The organism is Ensifer sp. ENS03, from assembly GCF_014852035.1.
Lineage (GTDB): Bacteria > Pseudomonadota > Alphaproteobacteria > Rhizobiales > Rhizobiaceae > Ensifer > Ensifer adhaerens.
In genome coordinates this window covers 147,173-162,691 of the sequence record NZ_JACVAV010000002.1, presented here as the reverse complement: position 1 = coordinate 162,691, position 15,519 = coordinate 147,173, and the positions used below count along the sequence as shown (strand labels likewise).

At 63.1% G+C, this 15,519-nt stretch carries 13 protein-coding genes and 1 riboswitch; of the genes, 8 read left to right on the top strand and 5 right to left on the bottom strand.

Annotated elements, in window-relative coordinates; translation table 11 throughout:
* The 3 genes from IB263_RS07405 to IB263_RS07395 form a co-directional block, all read right to left on the bottom strand.
* Positions 1-423, bottom strand: coding sequence for a TadE/TadG family type IV pilus assembly protein (locus IB263_RS07405; protein WP_034795083.1), 423 nt, complete (start codon positions 421-423; stop codon positions 1-3).
* A 282-nt stretch (positions 424-705) separates the two neighbouring features.
* A complete protein-coding gene (locus IB263_RS07400; protein WP_034795080.1) occupies positions 706-1,254 on the bottom strand; it encodes a DUF1003 domain-containing protein in 549 nt (182 codons plus the stop codon).
* 115 nt (positions 1,255-1,369) lie between these two features.
* On the bottom strand, positions 1,370-3,298 hold the full coding sequence (locus IB263_RS07395) for an LTA synthase family protein (RefSeq protein WP_082572785.1): 1,929 nt from the start codon (positions 3,296-3,298) through the stop codon (positions 1,370-1,372).
* A 268-nt stretch (positions 3,299-3,566) separates the two neighbouring features.
* On the opposite strand from IB263_RS07395, the gene IB263_RS07390 reads away from it, so the two are divergent.
* From IB263_RS07390 to IB263_RS07370, 5 genes are all read left to right on the top strand, one after another.
* Entirely contained in the window at positions 3,567-5,249 is a 1,683-nt protein-coding gene (locus IB263_RS07390; protein WP_034795073.1) for an NAD+ synthase, read from the top strand.
* Between the two features lie 3 nt (positions 5,250-5,252).
* Entirely contained in the window at positions 5,253-5,588 is a 336-nt protein-coding gene (locus IB263_RS07385) for a hypothetical protein (RefSeq protein WP_113080107.1), read from the top strand.
* Between the two features lie 24 nt (positions 5,589-5,612).
* On the top strand, positions 5,613-6,440 hold the full coding sequence (locus IB263_RS07380) for a TolB family protein (RefSeq protein ID WP_113188733.1): 828 nt from the start codon (positions 5,613-5,615) through the stop codon (positions 6,438-6,440).
* 165 nt (positions 6,441-6,605) lie between these two features.
* Positions 6,606-8,342, top strand: a complete 1,737-nt coding sequence (locus IB263_RS07375) for an ankyrin repeat domain-containing protein (protein ID WP_192438124.1) — start codon at positions 6,606-6,608, stop codon at positions 8,340-8,342.
* A 239-nt stretch (positions 8,343-8,581) separates the two neighbouring features.
* Entirely contained in the window at positions 8,582-10,081 is a 1,500-nt protein-coding gene (locus IB263_RS07370) for a diguanylate cyclase domain-containing protein (RefSeq protein WP_192438122.1), read from the top strand.
* 26 nt (positions 10,082-10,107) lie between these two features.
* On the opposite strand, the gene IB263_RS07365 is transcribed toward IB263_RS07370, so the two are convergent.
* Positions 10,108-11,127, bottom strand: a complete 1,020-nt coding sequence (locus IB263_RS07365; RefSeq protein WP_060520699.1) for a LacI family DNA-binding transcriptional regulator — start codon at positions 11,125-11,127, stop codon at positions 10,108-10,110.
* 103 nt (positions 11,128-11,230) lie between these two features.
* Between IB263_RS07365 and IB263_RS07360 the strand changes: the two genes are divergently transcribed.
* The 3 genes from IB263_RS07360 (at position 11,231) to bluB (ending at position 14,376) form a co-directional block, all read left to right on the top strand.
* Positions 11,231-12,424 carry a phytanoyl-CoA dioxygenase family protein gene (locus IB263_RS07360; RefSeq protein WP_060520700.1) on the top strand — a complete coding sequence of 398 codons (1,194 nt, stop codon included), beginning with the start codon at positions 11,231-11,233 and terminating at the stop codon, positions 12,422-12,424.
* 88 nt (positions 12,425-12,512) lie between these two features.
* Complete coding sequence (locus IB263_RS07355) at positions 12,513-13,325, top strand: SDR family oxidoreductase (protein WP_112770871.1); 813 nt, start codon at positions 12,513-12,515, stop codon at positions 13,323-13,325.
* A gap of 97 nt (positions 13,326-13,422) precedes the next feature.
* Positions 13,423-13,635, top strand: a riboswitch (cobalamin riboswitch).
* Positions 13,636-13,680: 45 nt separating this feature from the next.
* On the top strand, positions 13,681-14,376 hold the full coding sequence (gene bluB, locus IB263_RS07350) for a 5,6-dimethylbenzimidazole synthase (protein WP_060520702.1): 696 nt from the start codon (positions 13,681-13,683) through the stop codon (positions 14,374-14,376).
* Between the two features lie 12 nt (positions 14,377-14,388).
* On the opposite strand, the gene IB263_RS07345 is transcribed toward bluB, so the two are convergent.
* On the bottom strand, positions 14,389-15,459 hold the full coding sequence (locus IB263_RS07345) for a DUF2865 domain-containing protein (protein WP_060520703.1): 1,071 nt from the start codon (positions 15,457-15,459) through the stop codon (positions 14,389-14,391).
* Positions 15,460-15,519: the final 60 nt, after the last annotated feature.

The window sequence follows — 15,519 nt, the reverse complement described above, 5'->3', positions numbered from 1 at the left end:
TCAGACCCCTCCGATGCGAATAGTTGCGAAGCGCTCGATCTGTTCGCTCGGCATGGCGAATGTGAACAGGTTGAAGATCGGCAGGTCGCCGGCGTCGTATTTGATCCGGACGGTGAACTGGTTTGCGTTGTTGGCGTCGTCCCTGACGGTGACGGTCATGCGCGACGACTTGATGAAGGCCTGATCCATCGTCGTGCGACGGATATAGTCGGTCGCGAGCCGTTCACGCTCGGTTTGGGAGAGGCCGGCGATGGCTGTGCGGGCGGCATCGGCAGCAATCTGCTGGATGGAATGGGCGGCACTGAGATAGACGCCATAGGCGATCAGGGTCAGCACGCACATGAAGAAGAGTGGTGCTATTATTGCAAATTCGATCGCAGCGGCCCCGTCCCGGCCGCCTAACAGGCGCTTGAAGTTGGACATTGCAGCATCTCCGCGTACCCACGTTGCTGTATTTCTCGAATGTCCCTGCACCCATAACGTGATCCTCAAATATTAATTTTTTCATACTCTGATAAGTTGTTGAATCCCAATTCATTTCGCGAATGTTGCAAAATGTGTATTCACAGTTGAATTAGTATTTATGAAAATGAGCTAGTTTTCGCCTGTCGCGGCGGCTGCGCGCGCCCGCGTCCGGGCGCCGAATCCGCGCGAGGGCAGGCTTGCGTATCGCCAGCGCATCGTCCCGGTTCGGCCGGGGTCCGGTCACTCCTGTCCGGGGGGCGTGCGATAGCGTTCGAGCTGCCGGTTGAGCGTCGCCAGGTCCGCGCGCAATTCGGAGATCTCGCGCAGCAACACGTCGTCGACCTTGTGATGCAGCGCGATCAGTTCGACTTCCGACTTGAGATTGACTTCGTAATCCTTCGAGGCAGCGAAGCGGTCGCGCTCCGCCTGACGGTTCTGCGACATCATGATGACCGGAGCCTGCAGCGCGGCGAGCATCGAAAGCATCAGGTTGAGGAAGATATAGGGGTAGGGATCGAAGGCGCCGGTGGCGAGCAGAATGGTGTTCAGCAAAACCCAGAAGACGAGAAAGCCGCAGAAGCCGATGATGAAGCTCCAGGAGCCGCCGACGCGGGCGATGTTGTCTGCGAGCCTGTCGCCGAAGGAGAGCCGTGCCGTGAAGGCGGCATGTGAATCGGTGGCGAGCGTGCGTCGGTCCCGGGCATGGGTAAGAATGCGGCGCTCGATCTCTCCGAGCTCGCTGAGCGGCTTGCCGAAAAGCTGTTTCGATATGTCATTGAAGTGCGGCATGGCGATCTCCGGAGTTGGCCGGAGACAATCTAGCGCGTCAGCGCCGCAAGGAAATCAGGCGGTACGCGAAAATGCTGCAAGGACCGGAGCGGTTGCTGGCCGCTCCGGTCTTCGATCAGTGGGTCTCGACGCTGGCGAAGAGATCAGCGTGTGACTTGAAGAACCGGTCGGTCGAGAAGCGGTCGCCGAACATCATGTCGTGTTGCAGGAAGCGGTAGTCACGCAGGAGTGCCGGCACCTTCGGCTGGCGCGACCACTCGGCGACTTCCTTGCCATTCTTGCGGATCAGCATGTAGCGGTCGACGACGCGGTACTGGTCATACACCTTGCCGAGGAAGCCGGTGTAGTAGGGATGCTCGTAACCGGACTGCTTGAGGATCTGGTAGGAGAGGAAGGCCGGGCTGATGGTGCCGACGTTCTTCTTCGGGCCAGTCTTGTTCGACCAGACGACGAGCGGCGTTTCATGCTGCGCCTTCATCTGCTCCTTCGAACCTTTGCGCTCCGCCGTCACACCCTTCATGAAACCGGTGCTGGTATAGACGGTGTTAAGCGGCGGCAGATGGTCGCCAAAAAGCACGATAACCGTTTCGCGATCGCGGTTCTTGGCCCAGTCCATCAGCTTCTTCAGGCTGTCGTCAGCCTCCTTGATGCCCTGCGCGTAGGTGGCAAGCACCTGGCGGTCGGCCTCGGGCAGGTCGCCTTCGACCTTGATGGTGTTGTTGGCGTAGCGGTTGGCCTCATAGGGGCCATGGCCCTGGAGTGTGACGGCGAAGAAGAAGAACGGGTCGTCCATCGCGTCGGCCTGGCGGATGATCTCGTTGGTCAGCGAGTCGTCCGAGGCGAAGATGCCGCGCTTCTGCATCGGTGGCATGTTCTCTTCCGACTTGAACATGTCGAAACCGAAGGCCTTGTAGACGGCGGTGCGGTTCCAGAACCAGCTCTGGAACGGATGGATGGCGCGCGAGACGTAACCTTCGCCACGGAAGAAGGTGGCAAGCGACGGGATCGGATTGCGGATGTACTGCTGGTACGGGATGCTGCCGTAAGGCAGGAACGCGTTGGAGAAGCCGGTCAGCGCCTCGAACTCGACGTTGGCGGTCATGCCGCCGAACTCCGGCGAGAAGACGTTGCCCGACTGCATTTCGCGGATCGTCGGCATCGGGTCGGGCGACAGCTTGACGTTCGGCAGGCGGGTCGGATCCCAGAAGGATTCGCTCATCAGCACGATGACGTCGGGCTTGCCGCGGTGCGAGGTGCCGGCGGGAAGCGGCTTCACCGGAATGCGGTCGATCGCGTCGGCCATGTAGCCGGCGGGCGCGCTGACATTGGCCATCGGCAGGTTGATCGCAAAGGCGAGCGCAAAGCCGTTGTGCTTATAGTTCTCGGTCTGGTCCCACATGATCGGGATGACCTTCAGGCGATCACGGATCCAGGAAAACTGGTTGTAATCCATGATGTTCCAGAAGGCGACGAGCAGCGGCAGCGCGAAGGCGAGGCGGGCGACACGCTCGCGGGTCGTCAGCTTCGGGAAGGTCCGCCAGGCAAAGCGCAACAGGAGGGCGATGGCGACGACGGTGGCAACCAGGCCGACCGCGATGCCGACCGCCGTCCACGGACGGTCCTTTACCAGCACGGGCATCAGCTCCATGATCTGGCGGCCGAACAGGAAGTCGGTCGGATAGAGCGGATCGGACAGGAACACCTGCTTCTGCTGGCAGATGACGGCCGGCAGAAGTGCCAGCGGCGCGATCACCACGGCGGACTTGTGCTCGCGGCCGAAAATACCGTCGACAGCGAGCAGAATGAGAAAGAATATGCCGATGGTCGTCAGCGCCGGGCGCGTCGGGTCGAGGACATAGGATAGGGTATCGGTCAGCGACTGACGGACGATCAGTTCAACGGCGAAGACAAGGGCAGTTGCAACGAACAGGGAGAACAGGGCGCTGCGCGTGGAAGCGAGCGTCTTGGCGTGCCGTGCGGCGAAGCCGGGTCGGTCGGCATAGACACGTGAGCCTCGCGCGACAGCGGAATCGATACTGGCCAACATATTCTCCAATTTCATAAATGCGTCGTGTAACTGTCATACGCCCGTCATTTTGAACAGGGGATGAATGGTTTCTTAACGGGAATGGAGGGTGGCTTTTCGTGGCGTGAAGCCGCACGAACGGCCCAGTATAAGGACCGGGAAAAACAGAAGTTTTCGGTTTTTTTCGCGTGGCTGCGATTGGCTGTGGGTATTTTTCCGCAGATTGCGCTAAAGAACATTGCGAAAGTCAGATGCAATCGTTCAGGACAGACCGACAGGCCCGCTCATGACCGCCCATAAAAACGCCCCCTCGCTCCTTCGTATCGCCGTTGCCCAGCTCAATCCGACCGTGGGCGACATCGCCGGAAACCTGGCCAAGGCGCGTGAGGCGCGCGCCGATGCGGCGCGACAGGGCGCCGATCTCCTGCTTTTGACGGAGCTGTTCATTTCGGGCTATCCGCCGGAAGACCTTGTTCTGAAGCCGGCCTTTCTCAAGGCCTGCCTCCAGGCCGTCGAAAAGCTGGCCGCCGAGACGGCCGATGGCGGCCCGGGCGTCATCATCGGCTTCCCGCGCCTGTCGAAGACCGGCCGACATAACGCCGTGGCAGTACTCGACGATGGCAAGGTGATCGCGATCCGCGACAAGGTCGATCTGCCGAACTACGGCGAGTTCGACGAGAAGCGCGTCTTCGATCCGGGCGAGATGCCGGGACCGGTCAATTTCCGCGGTGTGCGCATCGGCATTCCGATCTGCGAGGACATCTGGGGCGATCTCGGCGTCTGCGAGACGCTGGCCGAAAGCGGTGCTGAAATCCTGCTGTCGCCGAATGGTTCGCCCTATTATCGCGGCAAGGTCGACGTGCGCCATCAGGTCGTGCTGAAGCAGGTGATCGAGACCGGCCTGCCGATGATCTATGCCAACCAGCTCGGCGGCCAGGACGAACTGGTCTTCGACGGCGCCAGCTTCGCCTTCAACACCGACAAGTCGCTCGCCTTCCAGATGAGCCAGTTCGAAGAGGCGATCTCGATCGTGGAGTGGAAGAAGGGCGAGAGCGGCTGGCATTGCGAGCACGGCCTGAAGTCGCGCCTGCCGGAGCGGGAGGAGGCGGATTACCGCGCCTGCATGCTCGGCTTCCGCGATTATGTGAACAAGAACGGCTTCAAGAATGTCGTGCTTGGCCTCTCCGGCGGTATCGATTCCGCCATCTGCGCAGCGCTCGCCGTCGATGCGCTCGGCGAGGAGCGGGTGCGCACGGTCATGCTGCCCTACCGCTACACCTCGCAGGAATCGCTGAAGGACGCCAAGGAATGCGCCGAGGCCCTCGGCTGCCGTTACGACATCGTGCCGATCTCCGAGCCGGTCGAAGGGTTCCTCAGCGCACTCTCCGATACGTTCGAAGGCACGGAATCCGGCATCACCGAGGAGAACCTGCAGAGCCGCACCCGCGGCACGATCCTGATGGCGATCTCCAACAAGTTCGGCTCGATGGTGGTGACCACGGGCAACAAGTCGGAGATGTCGGTTGGCTATGCCACGCTCTATGGCGACATGAACGGCGGCTTCAACCCGATCAAGGACCTCTACAAGATGCAGGTCTATGCCATCTCGAGCTGGCGCAATACCACGGTTCCTCCGGGCGCGCTTGGTCCTTCCGGCATCGTCATTCCGCAGAACATTATCGACAAGGCGCCTTCGGCCGAGCTTCGTCCCAACCAGACGGACCAGGATTCGCTGCCGCCCTATCCGGTGCTCGACGACATTCTCGAATGCCTGGTGGAAAAGGAAATGGGGACGGACGAGATCGTCGCCCGCGGCCATGACGAGGTGACCGTTCACCGGGTCGAGCATCTGCTCTACATCGCCGAATACAAGCGCCGGCAATCGGCGCCGGGCGTCAAGATCACCAAGAAGAACTTCGGACGCGACCGCCGCTACCCGATCACCAACCGCTTCCGCGACCGGGGCTAGGCGATGGATATCCTCTCCGAAGAGACGGACGGCCGACAGGGCCGTCCAGATTTTACGGACGAGGAAATCCGGCTCCTGCGACTGTGGTCGGCAAGCGACGTTTCCGCCGGCCGGCAGCTTTCGGCGCAGATCGGCTATTTCGCGACGCCTGCGATCTTTGGGGTCTATGGCCTTGCGGCCGGAAGCCTCACCGTCGTCGGCGTTGCCTTCATCTGTATCCTGCTCCTGCTGGCCTGGGGTCTGGTCACCACCTGGCGGGACCGACGCGATTCCGTTCTGATGCAATCGGTCTGTTCCAAGGTTCTGGCGACCCTGCCGGCGGGTGAAGACAAGAAATAGCGGCCTCGTTCGGGAGAGAAGAGCATGCGCAGTTCCGTCGAAATCCATGACATCGCAACAGGTGAAACGCGGGTTGTCTGGCAGACGGACCGGCTGGTCGAGGCACCGAACTGGTCGCGGGACGGCTCACATCTGATCATAAACGGTGACGGCAGGCTCTATCGGCTTGGCCTTGATGGTTTCGAACCGGTGGAGATCGATACCGGTTTTGCGACGCTCTGCAACAACGACCACGGCCTCTCCCCGGATGGCACGACGATCGCGATCAGCGACAAGACCGAGTTCGGGAAATCGGCGATCTACCTGCTGCCGGCCGAAGGCGGCACGCCGCGGCTCGTCACCCGCAACCTGCCCTCCTATTGGCACGGCTGGTCGCCCGACGGGAACACGGTGACCTATTGCGGCATCCGCGACCAGGTCTTCGACATTTACACGATCTCCGTCGACGGCGGCGAGGAGCGGCGGCTCACCTATGGGGAGGGCCGCAACGACGGGCCCGATTGGTCGGCAGACGGCGAATGGATCTATTTCAACTCGAGCCGTACCGGCCAGATGCAGATCTGGCGGATCCGCCCGGACGGTAGCGACGTCACGCGCATCACCGACAGCCCCTATGGCGACTGGTTTCCGCATCCGTCGCCTGACGGTAAGCATCTGCTTGTGCTTTCCTATGACGGCGACGTCTTCGATCATCCGAGGGATCTCGATGTCCGGTTGCGGCTGATGGACCTGGACGGCGGCAATGCCTGCATCCTGTTCGAGCTCTTCGGCGGGCAGGGAACGATCAACGTTCCCAACTGGGCGCCTACGGGCGATCGTTTCGCCTTCGTCCGCTACGAACGGGAAAGCTGACCGCGCTGGACAAGTATATCGAGGCCATGCTAGCGATGGGGTCGTTCGCAGGGCGCATCCGATCCGCGGGAAGGGCAAGGCCCACCTGTTTCACTGAACTTGGTTGCCACACCTCTTTTCAGTCTGTGGGCGCGGATACCGGACGTGAATGAAAGGAGGTCTTTCATGATCACGCGTGATCTTTCCGCGAACATTACCCTCGATACGATCCGCAAGCAGGCCAAGGCCTTTTTGAAGGCCGTCAAGGCTGGCGATGCCAGCGCAAGACAGCGGGCGCTTCCCTATTTCTCCGAACCGACCGCAATGGGCCTTCAGGATGCCCAGCTGGTGCTTGCCCGCGAATTCGGCTTTGCCAGCTGGACGCGGCTGAAGCGGCATCTGGAGAAAGCCGAGACCGGCACGCCGTCGACCGAACAGGTCGCAAACCGCTTTCTCGCTCTGGCGACAGTCTCCTATTTCGGCGACGTCGCTGCCGATCCCGAGCGGTTCGCTCAGGCACTCGACCTTCTCAAGGACCATCCTGAGATTGCCGGGGACAACATTCACGTGGCCGCTGCGCTCGGCGACGCCGCGGCGATCGACCGCTTTCTCGATCGCGACCCGAAACTCGCAGAGAAGCGCGGCGGTCCGTTCGACTGGGAGCCGTTGCTCTACGCCGCATATGCCCGCGTTCCCGGCCGCTCGTCGCTGCCGGCGGGCGCCCGCCTGATTGCGCGCGGGGCCAATCCGAACGCTTACTGGCTCGACGACGGCCAGTATCGTTTCACGGCTTTGACCGGCGTCTTCGGCGAGGGCGAGGCGGGGCCGGAGCGGCAGCCACCGCACCCGGATTGCCTTGTCTTTGCGCGGCTGCTGCTTAATGCCGGTGCCCGAGCCAATGACAGCCAGGCGCTCTACAACCGGATGTTCGAACCGGACAATTCCTGCCTCCAGCTGCTTCTCGACCATGGCCTCAATGCCGACGACCGCAACAACTGGCTGGTGCGCAACGATGGCGGCCTGGTCGAAAATGGCGAACGCGTCTTCGACTATCAGCTTGCCTGGGCACTGGAAAGACGCATGTCCGATCGCGTCCGGCTGCTTGTTGCGCACGGCGCCGACGTCAATCGCCCGATCAAGGGGCGCACGCCCTATCAATGGGCGGAGCTCGGCGGCGATCCGGCACTGGCACAATACCTCGTGTCGCGCGGCGCGACCGAAGCGCCGCTGGAGGATGTCGACCGGCTGGCCCGTGCCGTTGGGGAAGTGAAGGCCGACGAGGCGAGGGAACTTGTCGATAGGGATCCGACACTTGTCGCTCGAACCCAGGCTGCACACCCCGCCATTCTGCACGAGGCGGCGGGTGAGGACCGGCATGACGCTGTGGCGCTGATGCTCTCGCTCGGCTTCGACGTCAACCGCATGACCTCGCGCACGCCGTTGCACGAGGCGGCGCTGCATGGGCATGTCGCGATGGCGAGGCGCCTGCTCGATCACGGCGCCGATCCCTTGGCCCGCGACCCCTACCATCATGCACCGCCGATCGGCTGGGCCAAATACAACGGCAAGGACGCGATGGTCACTTTCCTGAAGGATCAGCCGCTCGACATCTTCGCAGCTGCGTCCTTTGGCGTGGCCGCGCGCCTCGCCGACATCCTCGACCGGCAGCCGGATCTGATCGAAACGCCGTTCGGCACGTTTCGCGGGCGCGGCAGGCCGGAGCCACAGCACGACTGGATGACGCCGCTTGCCTTTGCCGTGATCAACGGGCAGGCAGGAACGGTGCGGCTGCTTCTCGAAAGGGGCGCGAATGCACGCGTGCGCGATGGCGCTGCCGGCCCGTCGATACGCGATCTTGCCCTGGAGCAAGGCAATGCCGAGATCGTCGCCTTGCTGCGCGCTTCGGCGGCCGCGCCGCAATAGGATGCGCAGAGGGAGGCGCGGGCAGTCGCCCGCGTTCTCCTGATCCCCGCTGCGACCGCTGATTGTCGGGCGATTCAGCCGGTTGAAATCGTTAAGTATTTTATCACCAGCTTATTTAAGCCAAACTTCGATTTTGGTCGCTAGGGTGCCGGCAGTATCGGCTGCCATCGTTGCGCATCGCACCTCCACAAGTGCTAGTATGCCCGGCAGGGCCGGTACGGACGAGGGGGACTGGCGTGGTGGAAAAGGCGTTGCGGCAGGCAAAGCGGGACAAGACGGTCTGGGCGATCCATGCCGCCTGTACCTTGGTCGCGGTCCTGATCATTGCAAGCCTCATCTATGTCCTCGACCGGTCCGTCACCGAGGCCGATCGCTTCGGCCTTTCGGCCGAGCGTCGGCTTGTCGCAAACGAGCTGCGCCACCAGATGGATGCGGTCGTTCAGTTCCAGGCGCAGGTGTCCTTCTGGGACAAGACCTACGAGGAGCTGGCGACGGGGCATGTCAGCGAGAGTTTCGTCGCCGACGAGCTTTCGGGCTGGCTTTGGGAAGACTACGGCTTCTCCTGGATCATCTTCACGGATCCGGCCCGCACCGTTTCGACGGCGCTCAAGGACGGCGCATCGGTTCCGGCAGAGGTGGCCCGCGTGCCGCTCGACGAGGTCGACGATCTCGTAGACGAAGCCAAGCGCCGCTACGACAATGCGCTCAGGAACAACGACGGCACCTACAATCTCGATGTCACGACGCCGGATGCGCAGTCCGTGATGCCGGCCGTGCCCGGCATCCACGCGGTGGACCTGCGCGAGATCGGTGGGCGGATGAGCGTTGCCGTGGTGCAGGCGGTCATCCCCGAGACATTGGTGGTTCCGGCGGGACGGCGCGATCCGGTGCTGATGGTCGCCGTTCGGCCGGTCACGCCGAAAATGACGCGCGAGATCGCGGCACGGCTGGGTATTCGCGGGCTGGCCTTTGTTCCGCTCAACGAGCGGCCTGCAGGCAGTGCCTATGCGTCTGTCGGGCGCTGCTCCGATTCGTCCTGTCTCGTGGCAGCCTGGGTGCCGAAATCGCCCGGTGGGTTCGTCCGCGCGGAGCTGTTGCCGAGCGTCATTATCATGGCGATCGTCGCAGCACTGCTGATGGCCTTCGTGGCGCTGCGGTTCTCGACGCTCTTTGCCGCCCTGCAGCAGAGCGAGGCGCTGAACCGGCACCTTGCCAAGCACGATCGCCTGACGGGGCTGATGAACCGCAGCGGCTTCGACGACATGCTGGCGGCGGCCCTGTTGCGGGCATCGACGCATCCGTTCACGCTCGTCTATGCCGACCTCGATGAATTCAAGGAGGTCAACGACCGCCACGGCCACGCCGCCGGCGATGCCGTGCTGGTGGCCATGGCCGAACGCTTTCGCAACCGGGCTGGCCCGAAGGGCACGGTCGCGCGGCTTGGGGGTGACGAATTCGCGGTCATTCTCGGCGATTGCAGCGAGGCCGACGCCCGCAGCCTGACGGCCGGCCTGATCGCCGACGCGCAGACGCCGGTCGCTTTCGAGGGCCAAATGCTCGTCGTCGGCGGCAGCGCCGGCATCGCCTTTGCGCCGCGGCATGGCCTGACGGCGCGCCAGTTGCTGCTGGCTGCGGACGAAGCGCTCTATCTGGCCAAGCGGCGCGGTCGCAACCGCTTCGAAACGGCGGACGACATGGTGTTGCCGGCCGAGAAGAACGACGGCCAGTCGGCGGCCTGAACGCTACCCGCGGATCGGCAGCAGCGTTACTCCGGAACATTGTAGGGCGTGATCACCACCACGGCGGAGAGCTGCGGGCCGATTGCCGGCGCCTGGGCGCCGGGCCGCAGCATCATCGTGCGAAAGGCGGTGCGCGCATCGGTCCTGAGGTCGTGATGCAGCACGAAGTGAATGCGCCGTTCCCGCAACAGCGCCAGATTGTCCTCGTCGAGATCATGGGCGATGTAGAGCGCGCAGTGACGTTCGAGACGCTCGAAGGCTGCAAGGACGGAGCGATTGCCGCCACCGATCGAATAGGCCGCGTTGATATCGGGATTGGCCGAGAGCGCCGCGTGAGCCAGGCGGCCGGTTTCGCTGTCGCGGCCGTGGCCTTCGCTGATCTCGACGATCCGGATTGCCGGATAGCGCTCGCGCAACACCCGGCGAAAGCCGATCTCGCGTTCCTCCTCACCACGAAAGCGGCCGCTCGAAAGGGTCACCAGCACAGTTGCCGGCGCGCCGGAAAAGCGCTCCCCGAGGAGGTAGGCGGCCGTTTCGCCCGCCGCCCGGTTGTCGGCGCCGGCATAGGCCGTCCGCTGGGAATGGGGCAGGTCGGTTACCAGCGTCACGACGGGCGTGCCGCCCATCTCGAAACGGGCGACTGCGGCGACGATCTCGGGCACGTCCGGCGCCTTCAACACCAGGCCGTCGGTCCCGCGCAGCCGGATTCGGTCGAGCAGTTGCACGATCTCCTGTGGGCGCATCGTCTCGGCGAAGTGGAACCGGCAGCGAAAGACGGTGGGCGCGAAGGTCATCGCCTCGCTCTCGAAGGCGCGACGCACCGCATCGGTGAAGCGTTGTGGCGACTCCATGACGATATCGATCGCAAACTTGCACCCCTGGATGTCGAGGCCGGCCTGCTGCTTCTCCAATTCCTCGATGGCTGCGCGAACCCGGGCCTCCGTCTGGCGGCGCACGCCCGGCCGCTCGTTGAGCACGCGATCGACGGTCGCGGTGCTGAGCCCGGCCTGAAAGGCGATGTCCTTGACCAGAAACGGATGGGCCATCGCCTTGCTCTCCTGATGGATTTTTGATGGATTCTTGCTCTATATCATGTTTTGCCGCCGCCTATAGTCGTGTTCATCAGGATGTTCCAGAGGAGGAAACGCGATGAAGACCGACAACAAAGCGCGCCAACGGATCGACCGCGTCTGGCTCACCGAAGAGGCTTGCGATCTCGAATCGTTCCGGGCGGAAGTCGAACGCCAAACCAGTCTGTCCGACTACCCCCATGCTGCCGGCTGCGAAAAGAATATCCTGATCTATGACAGCGCCGCGCTGATTGCGGCGTGCGGCGATGCCGAGGCGCGGCGTTCTGTTTTGGCGGAGATCTGCGAGGTACTGGCGACCGGGCCTGGCGTGGCGGTTTTCAAGCGCGCCTTTGCCGATACGACAGCAATCGACGTCGCAAGCGGGGTCTTTGGCGCCATCATCGAAGAGCAACATCGCAGCAACAGCGGCGGCGGCGATCACTTCGCCAAACCCGGCGCCAATGACCGCATCTGGAACTCGCTGGAAAAGCACTGCCTGAACGCGCCGGAGAATTTCGCCTCCTATTACGGCAATGCCGTCATAGCGCTCGTCAGCGAGGCTTGGCTCGGGCCGAACTACCAGATGACGGCGCAGGTCAATCGCGTCAATCCTGGCGGTGCGGCGCAATCGGCGCACCGCGATTATCACCTCGGCTTCCAGACTGCGGCCGTGATCGAGCAGTATCCGGCGCATGTGCACAGGCTTTCACCGGTGCTGACGCTGCAGGGGGCGGTTGCCCATTGCGACATGCCGCTCGAAAGCGGACCGACGCTGTTCTTGCCCTATAGCCAAACCTATGTGCCGGGCTATCTGGCGCTCAACCGGCCGGAATTCCGCGCCTATTTCGACGCACACCACGTGCAGCTTCCGCTCGAAAAGGGCGACGTTGTCTTCTTCAACCCGGCGCTCTTCCATGCCGCCGGCACCAACCGCTCCCGGGATATCCGCCGCGTGGCCAACCTGCTGCAGGTGTCTTCGGCCTTCGGTCGCGCAATGGAAACCGTTGACCGACTGACCATGAGCGCGACGCTCTATCCGGCCTTGCGGGCCTTGCTGGCGGGCGGGACGCTGACGCAGGCGGAAGCGGCCAACGCGATCTCCTCCTGTGCCGAAGGCTATTCGTTCCCCACCAATCTCGACCGGGATCCGCCACTCGGCGGGTTGGCGCCGAAGACGCAGGCGCAGTTGATGCGCGAGGCGCTCACTGCGGGGACGGGCGAACAAGAGTTTCTCTCGGTGCTGGAGGCGCAGGCGAAGCGCAAGCTGAGCTGACGAGCGAGTTACAATTTGACAGGCTCCCGGTGTGTTTTAGCCGGGAGCCGCAGCCGTTTCAAACGATCATTTCCGAGGGAGGAATTCGATGAGTGGACAATTGCAAGGCAAGATCGCCATCGTCACCGGTGGTACGCAGGGACTGGGCGCGACGATTGCTGGCCTTTTCGCCGAGCGCGGCGCTGAAGGCATCGTCATCTGCGGCCGCAACGCCGCCAAGGGGCGGGCGAAGGCCGAGCAGATCGGCAAGTCAAGCGGTGCGAAAGTTGTCTATGTCGAGGCCGATCTTGAAAAAGTAGAGGACGCCCGCAAGGTGGTCGCCGCTTGCGACGCGGAATTCGGCCGGGTCGATGCGCTGGTCAACGCCGCAGCTATCACCGACCGTGGCACGATCCTCGACACCACGCCCGAACTCTTCGACCGCATGTTCGCGATCAATGTGCGCGCGCCGTTCTTCCTGATGCAGGAGGCGGTGAAGATCATGCGGCGGGAGAAGACCGAGGGCACGATCGTCAACATCGGCTCTATGTCGGCGATGGCCGGCCAGCCGTTCATTGCCGCCTATTGTTCGTCGAAAGGCGCCCTCGAAACGCTGACCAAAAACACGGCTTATGCGCTTCTTCGCAACCGCATTCGCGTCAACGGGCTGAATATCGGCTGGATGGCGTCCGAAGGCGAAGACCGCATCCAGCGCGAGTTTCATGGCGCGGCGGCCGATTGGCTCGAAAAGGCGGCGGCCGGCCAGCCTTTCGGTCGGCTCGTCGATCCGGCCGAAGTGGCGCGGGCCTGCGCCTATCTGTCGTCGGCCGAGTCCGGGCTGATGACCGGATCGGTGATTTGCTTCGATCAGTCGGTCTGGGGCGCCTATGACGGTTCGCCACATCCGGTCGCTCCGCTTTGAGGTGGAGGTAAACGACTAAGCTCGACAGTAGCCGGCGGAAAGTGGCGTGCCATGTCCCGGCCGGGTTGGCGCCGCTTGTCTTTCTCAAACGGCTGTGCACTTAGTGCCGTCGTCAGGTGCCCGCGAAAGCGGGAGAATCGGGAATCCGGTGTCATTCCGGAACGTGCCCAACGCTGTGACGGGGACGATCGCCTCTAAGAGAGCCTTGAATTGATTCAAGGTTTTGCCACTGGATCTTCAAGCGATCTGGGAAGGCGAGGTGATCGGTTGAACCGAAGTCAGAAGACCGGCCTGGCGAGATAGACCGAACCCCGCGTGGACGGCGGGAGGTTTTCGCATTGTTGGGGATCGAACGATGCTGACTGAACCGAAGGGCGGCCTTGCGGCTGCCGGCGCCTTTTCGTTGCCAGAGCGGGAGGCCGTCTACCGTGCCATCGAGACACGTCGCGACGTGCGCGATGAATTCCTGCCCGCGCCATTGCCGGATGATCTGATCTTGCGCCTGCTGGCCGCTGCGCACAGCGCCCCGTCCGTGGGCTTCATGCAGCCGTGGAACTTCGTGCTGGTGCGGGCGGAAGAAACGCGTGAGCGCGTCTGGCATGCGTTTCGCCGCGCCAATGACGAGGCCGCGCTGATGTTCGAGGCGGAACAACAGGCCAAGTACCGTGCGCTGAAGCTGGAAGGCATCCGCAAGGCGCCGCTCAGCATCTGTGTCACCTGCGACCGCACGCGCGGCGGTGCCGTCGTACTCGGGCGCACCCACAATCCGCAGATGGACGTCTATTCCACCGTCTGCGCCGTGCAAAACCTCTGGCTTGCGGCGCGGGCCGAAGGGGTGGGCGTCGGCTGGGTGAGCATTTTCCACGAGGCCGAGATCAAGGCGATTCTCGGCATCCCAGATCATATCGAGATCGTTGCCTGGCTCTGCCTCGGCTATGTCGATCGCCTCTATCAGCAGCCGGAACTCGCCGTGAAGGGCTGGCGCCAGCGCCTGCCGCTCGACGAGCTGGTTTTCGAAGACGGATGGGGACGCAGCAAGGAGAAGGCGTAAGGCCTCGTCCGATCAATTCTGGACCGGCTGATAGGCCGGTCCCTTCGGATGCTTGAGGTCGATGGCGGTTTCTTCCTGCGGCAGGTAGGTCGGGCCGACGACGCGAACCTTGTTCTTCGACGGATCGTAAGGCCGCTCTTCGGCCGGCGCCTTGGCGGTATTGCTCGCCGCTTCCGGCTTCTTGGTCTCGATGACGATGATCGACGACTGGTCGTCACCGATCTTCGTTCCGTTTGCCTTCGGTGTGGTCGAGGCGGTCTGGGGTATCTGGCAGCCGCACTGGCCGGGTTTTCCGACAGCGCGGGTGCGATAGGCAAAGGCGTTGGGCATTTCGGTATAGGGACGGCCGGTCACGGCCGAGACCATCTTGTCGCTCTCTTCCGTGTTGAGGTCGTGAAAATAGAGCTCGGTCTCAGCCCCCGGGCAGCGCGCCCGACAGGCCTGCTCGTCGCGCGGGAAATCGGCCGGCGTCGCATCTGAAGAAACCGGGAAAAAGGCGCCGTCGCAGGTGCGCACGCACATGGTTCTGAGCGTGCCGCTATAGTAGCGCTCCTGCGGCGCGTAGCCGTCTTCGCCTCGGCCGAGCATCGGGCCGTAGGCGTCTTCCGGCGGCAGGTCGGCAACGATGTTGCGGTGGCTTTCCGGCACGTCCGGTTCCACGCTTGCGAACTCCTCGCGGTCGCCATAGCAACCGTTGATCTCCAGCGCGGCAAGGATGCGGCGCCGGCTGTCGTCGCTGCCGCCGGCGACGATCTGCTCGCGCTCGGACTTCAGCATGCGCAGATTGTCTTCCATCTCGGCGATCAGGCTGTTGAGGCCGTAGCAAGTGTCGGGGTCGCCGCCGTCGAAGCCAATGGCGTTGCCGCCACTGCAACCCGCGCGGCGGCGGTCGTTCTTTGCCCGCCGCAGCTCGATATTCTGCCGCGAGATCGCGCTTGCGTAGTCGCGCGCATCGGCATTGCTGGCGACGTAGTCAGGCAGTTGCGCGAGCCGCGCGTTCAGTCGGTCGCAGGCCGTCGATGCCAGTGACGGACCGGCACCGATCAGAACCAGAGGCACAAGGGCCGCAGCGACGTGTTTCATGCGCGTGAACACGGGCGAAAGTCTCTTCCTGTTGCCAGGTCGGCGCCGACCTTCTGCGGG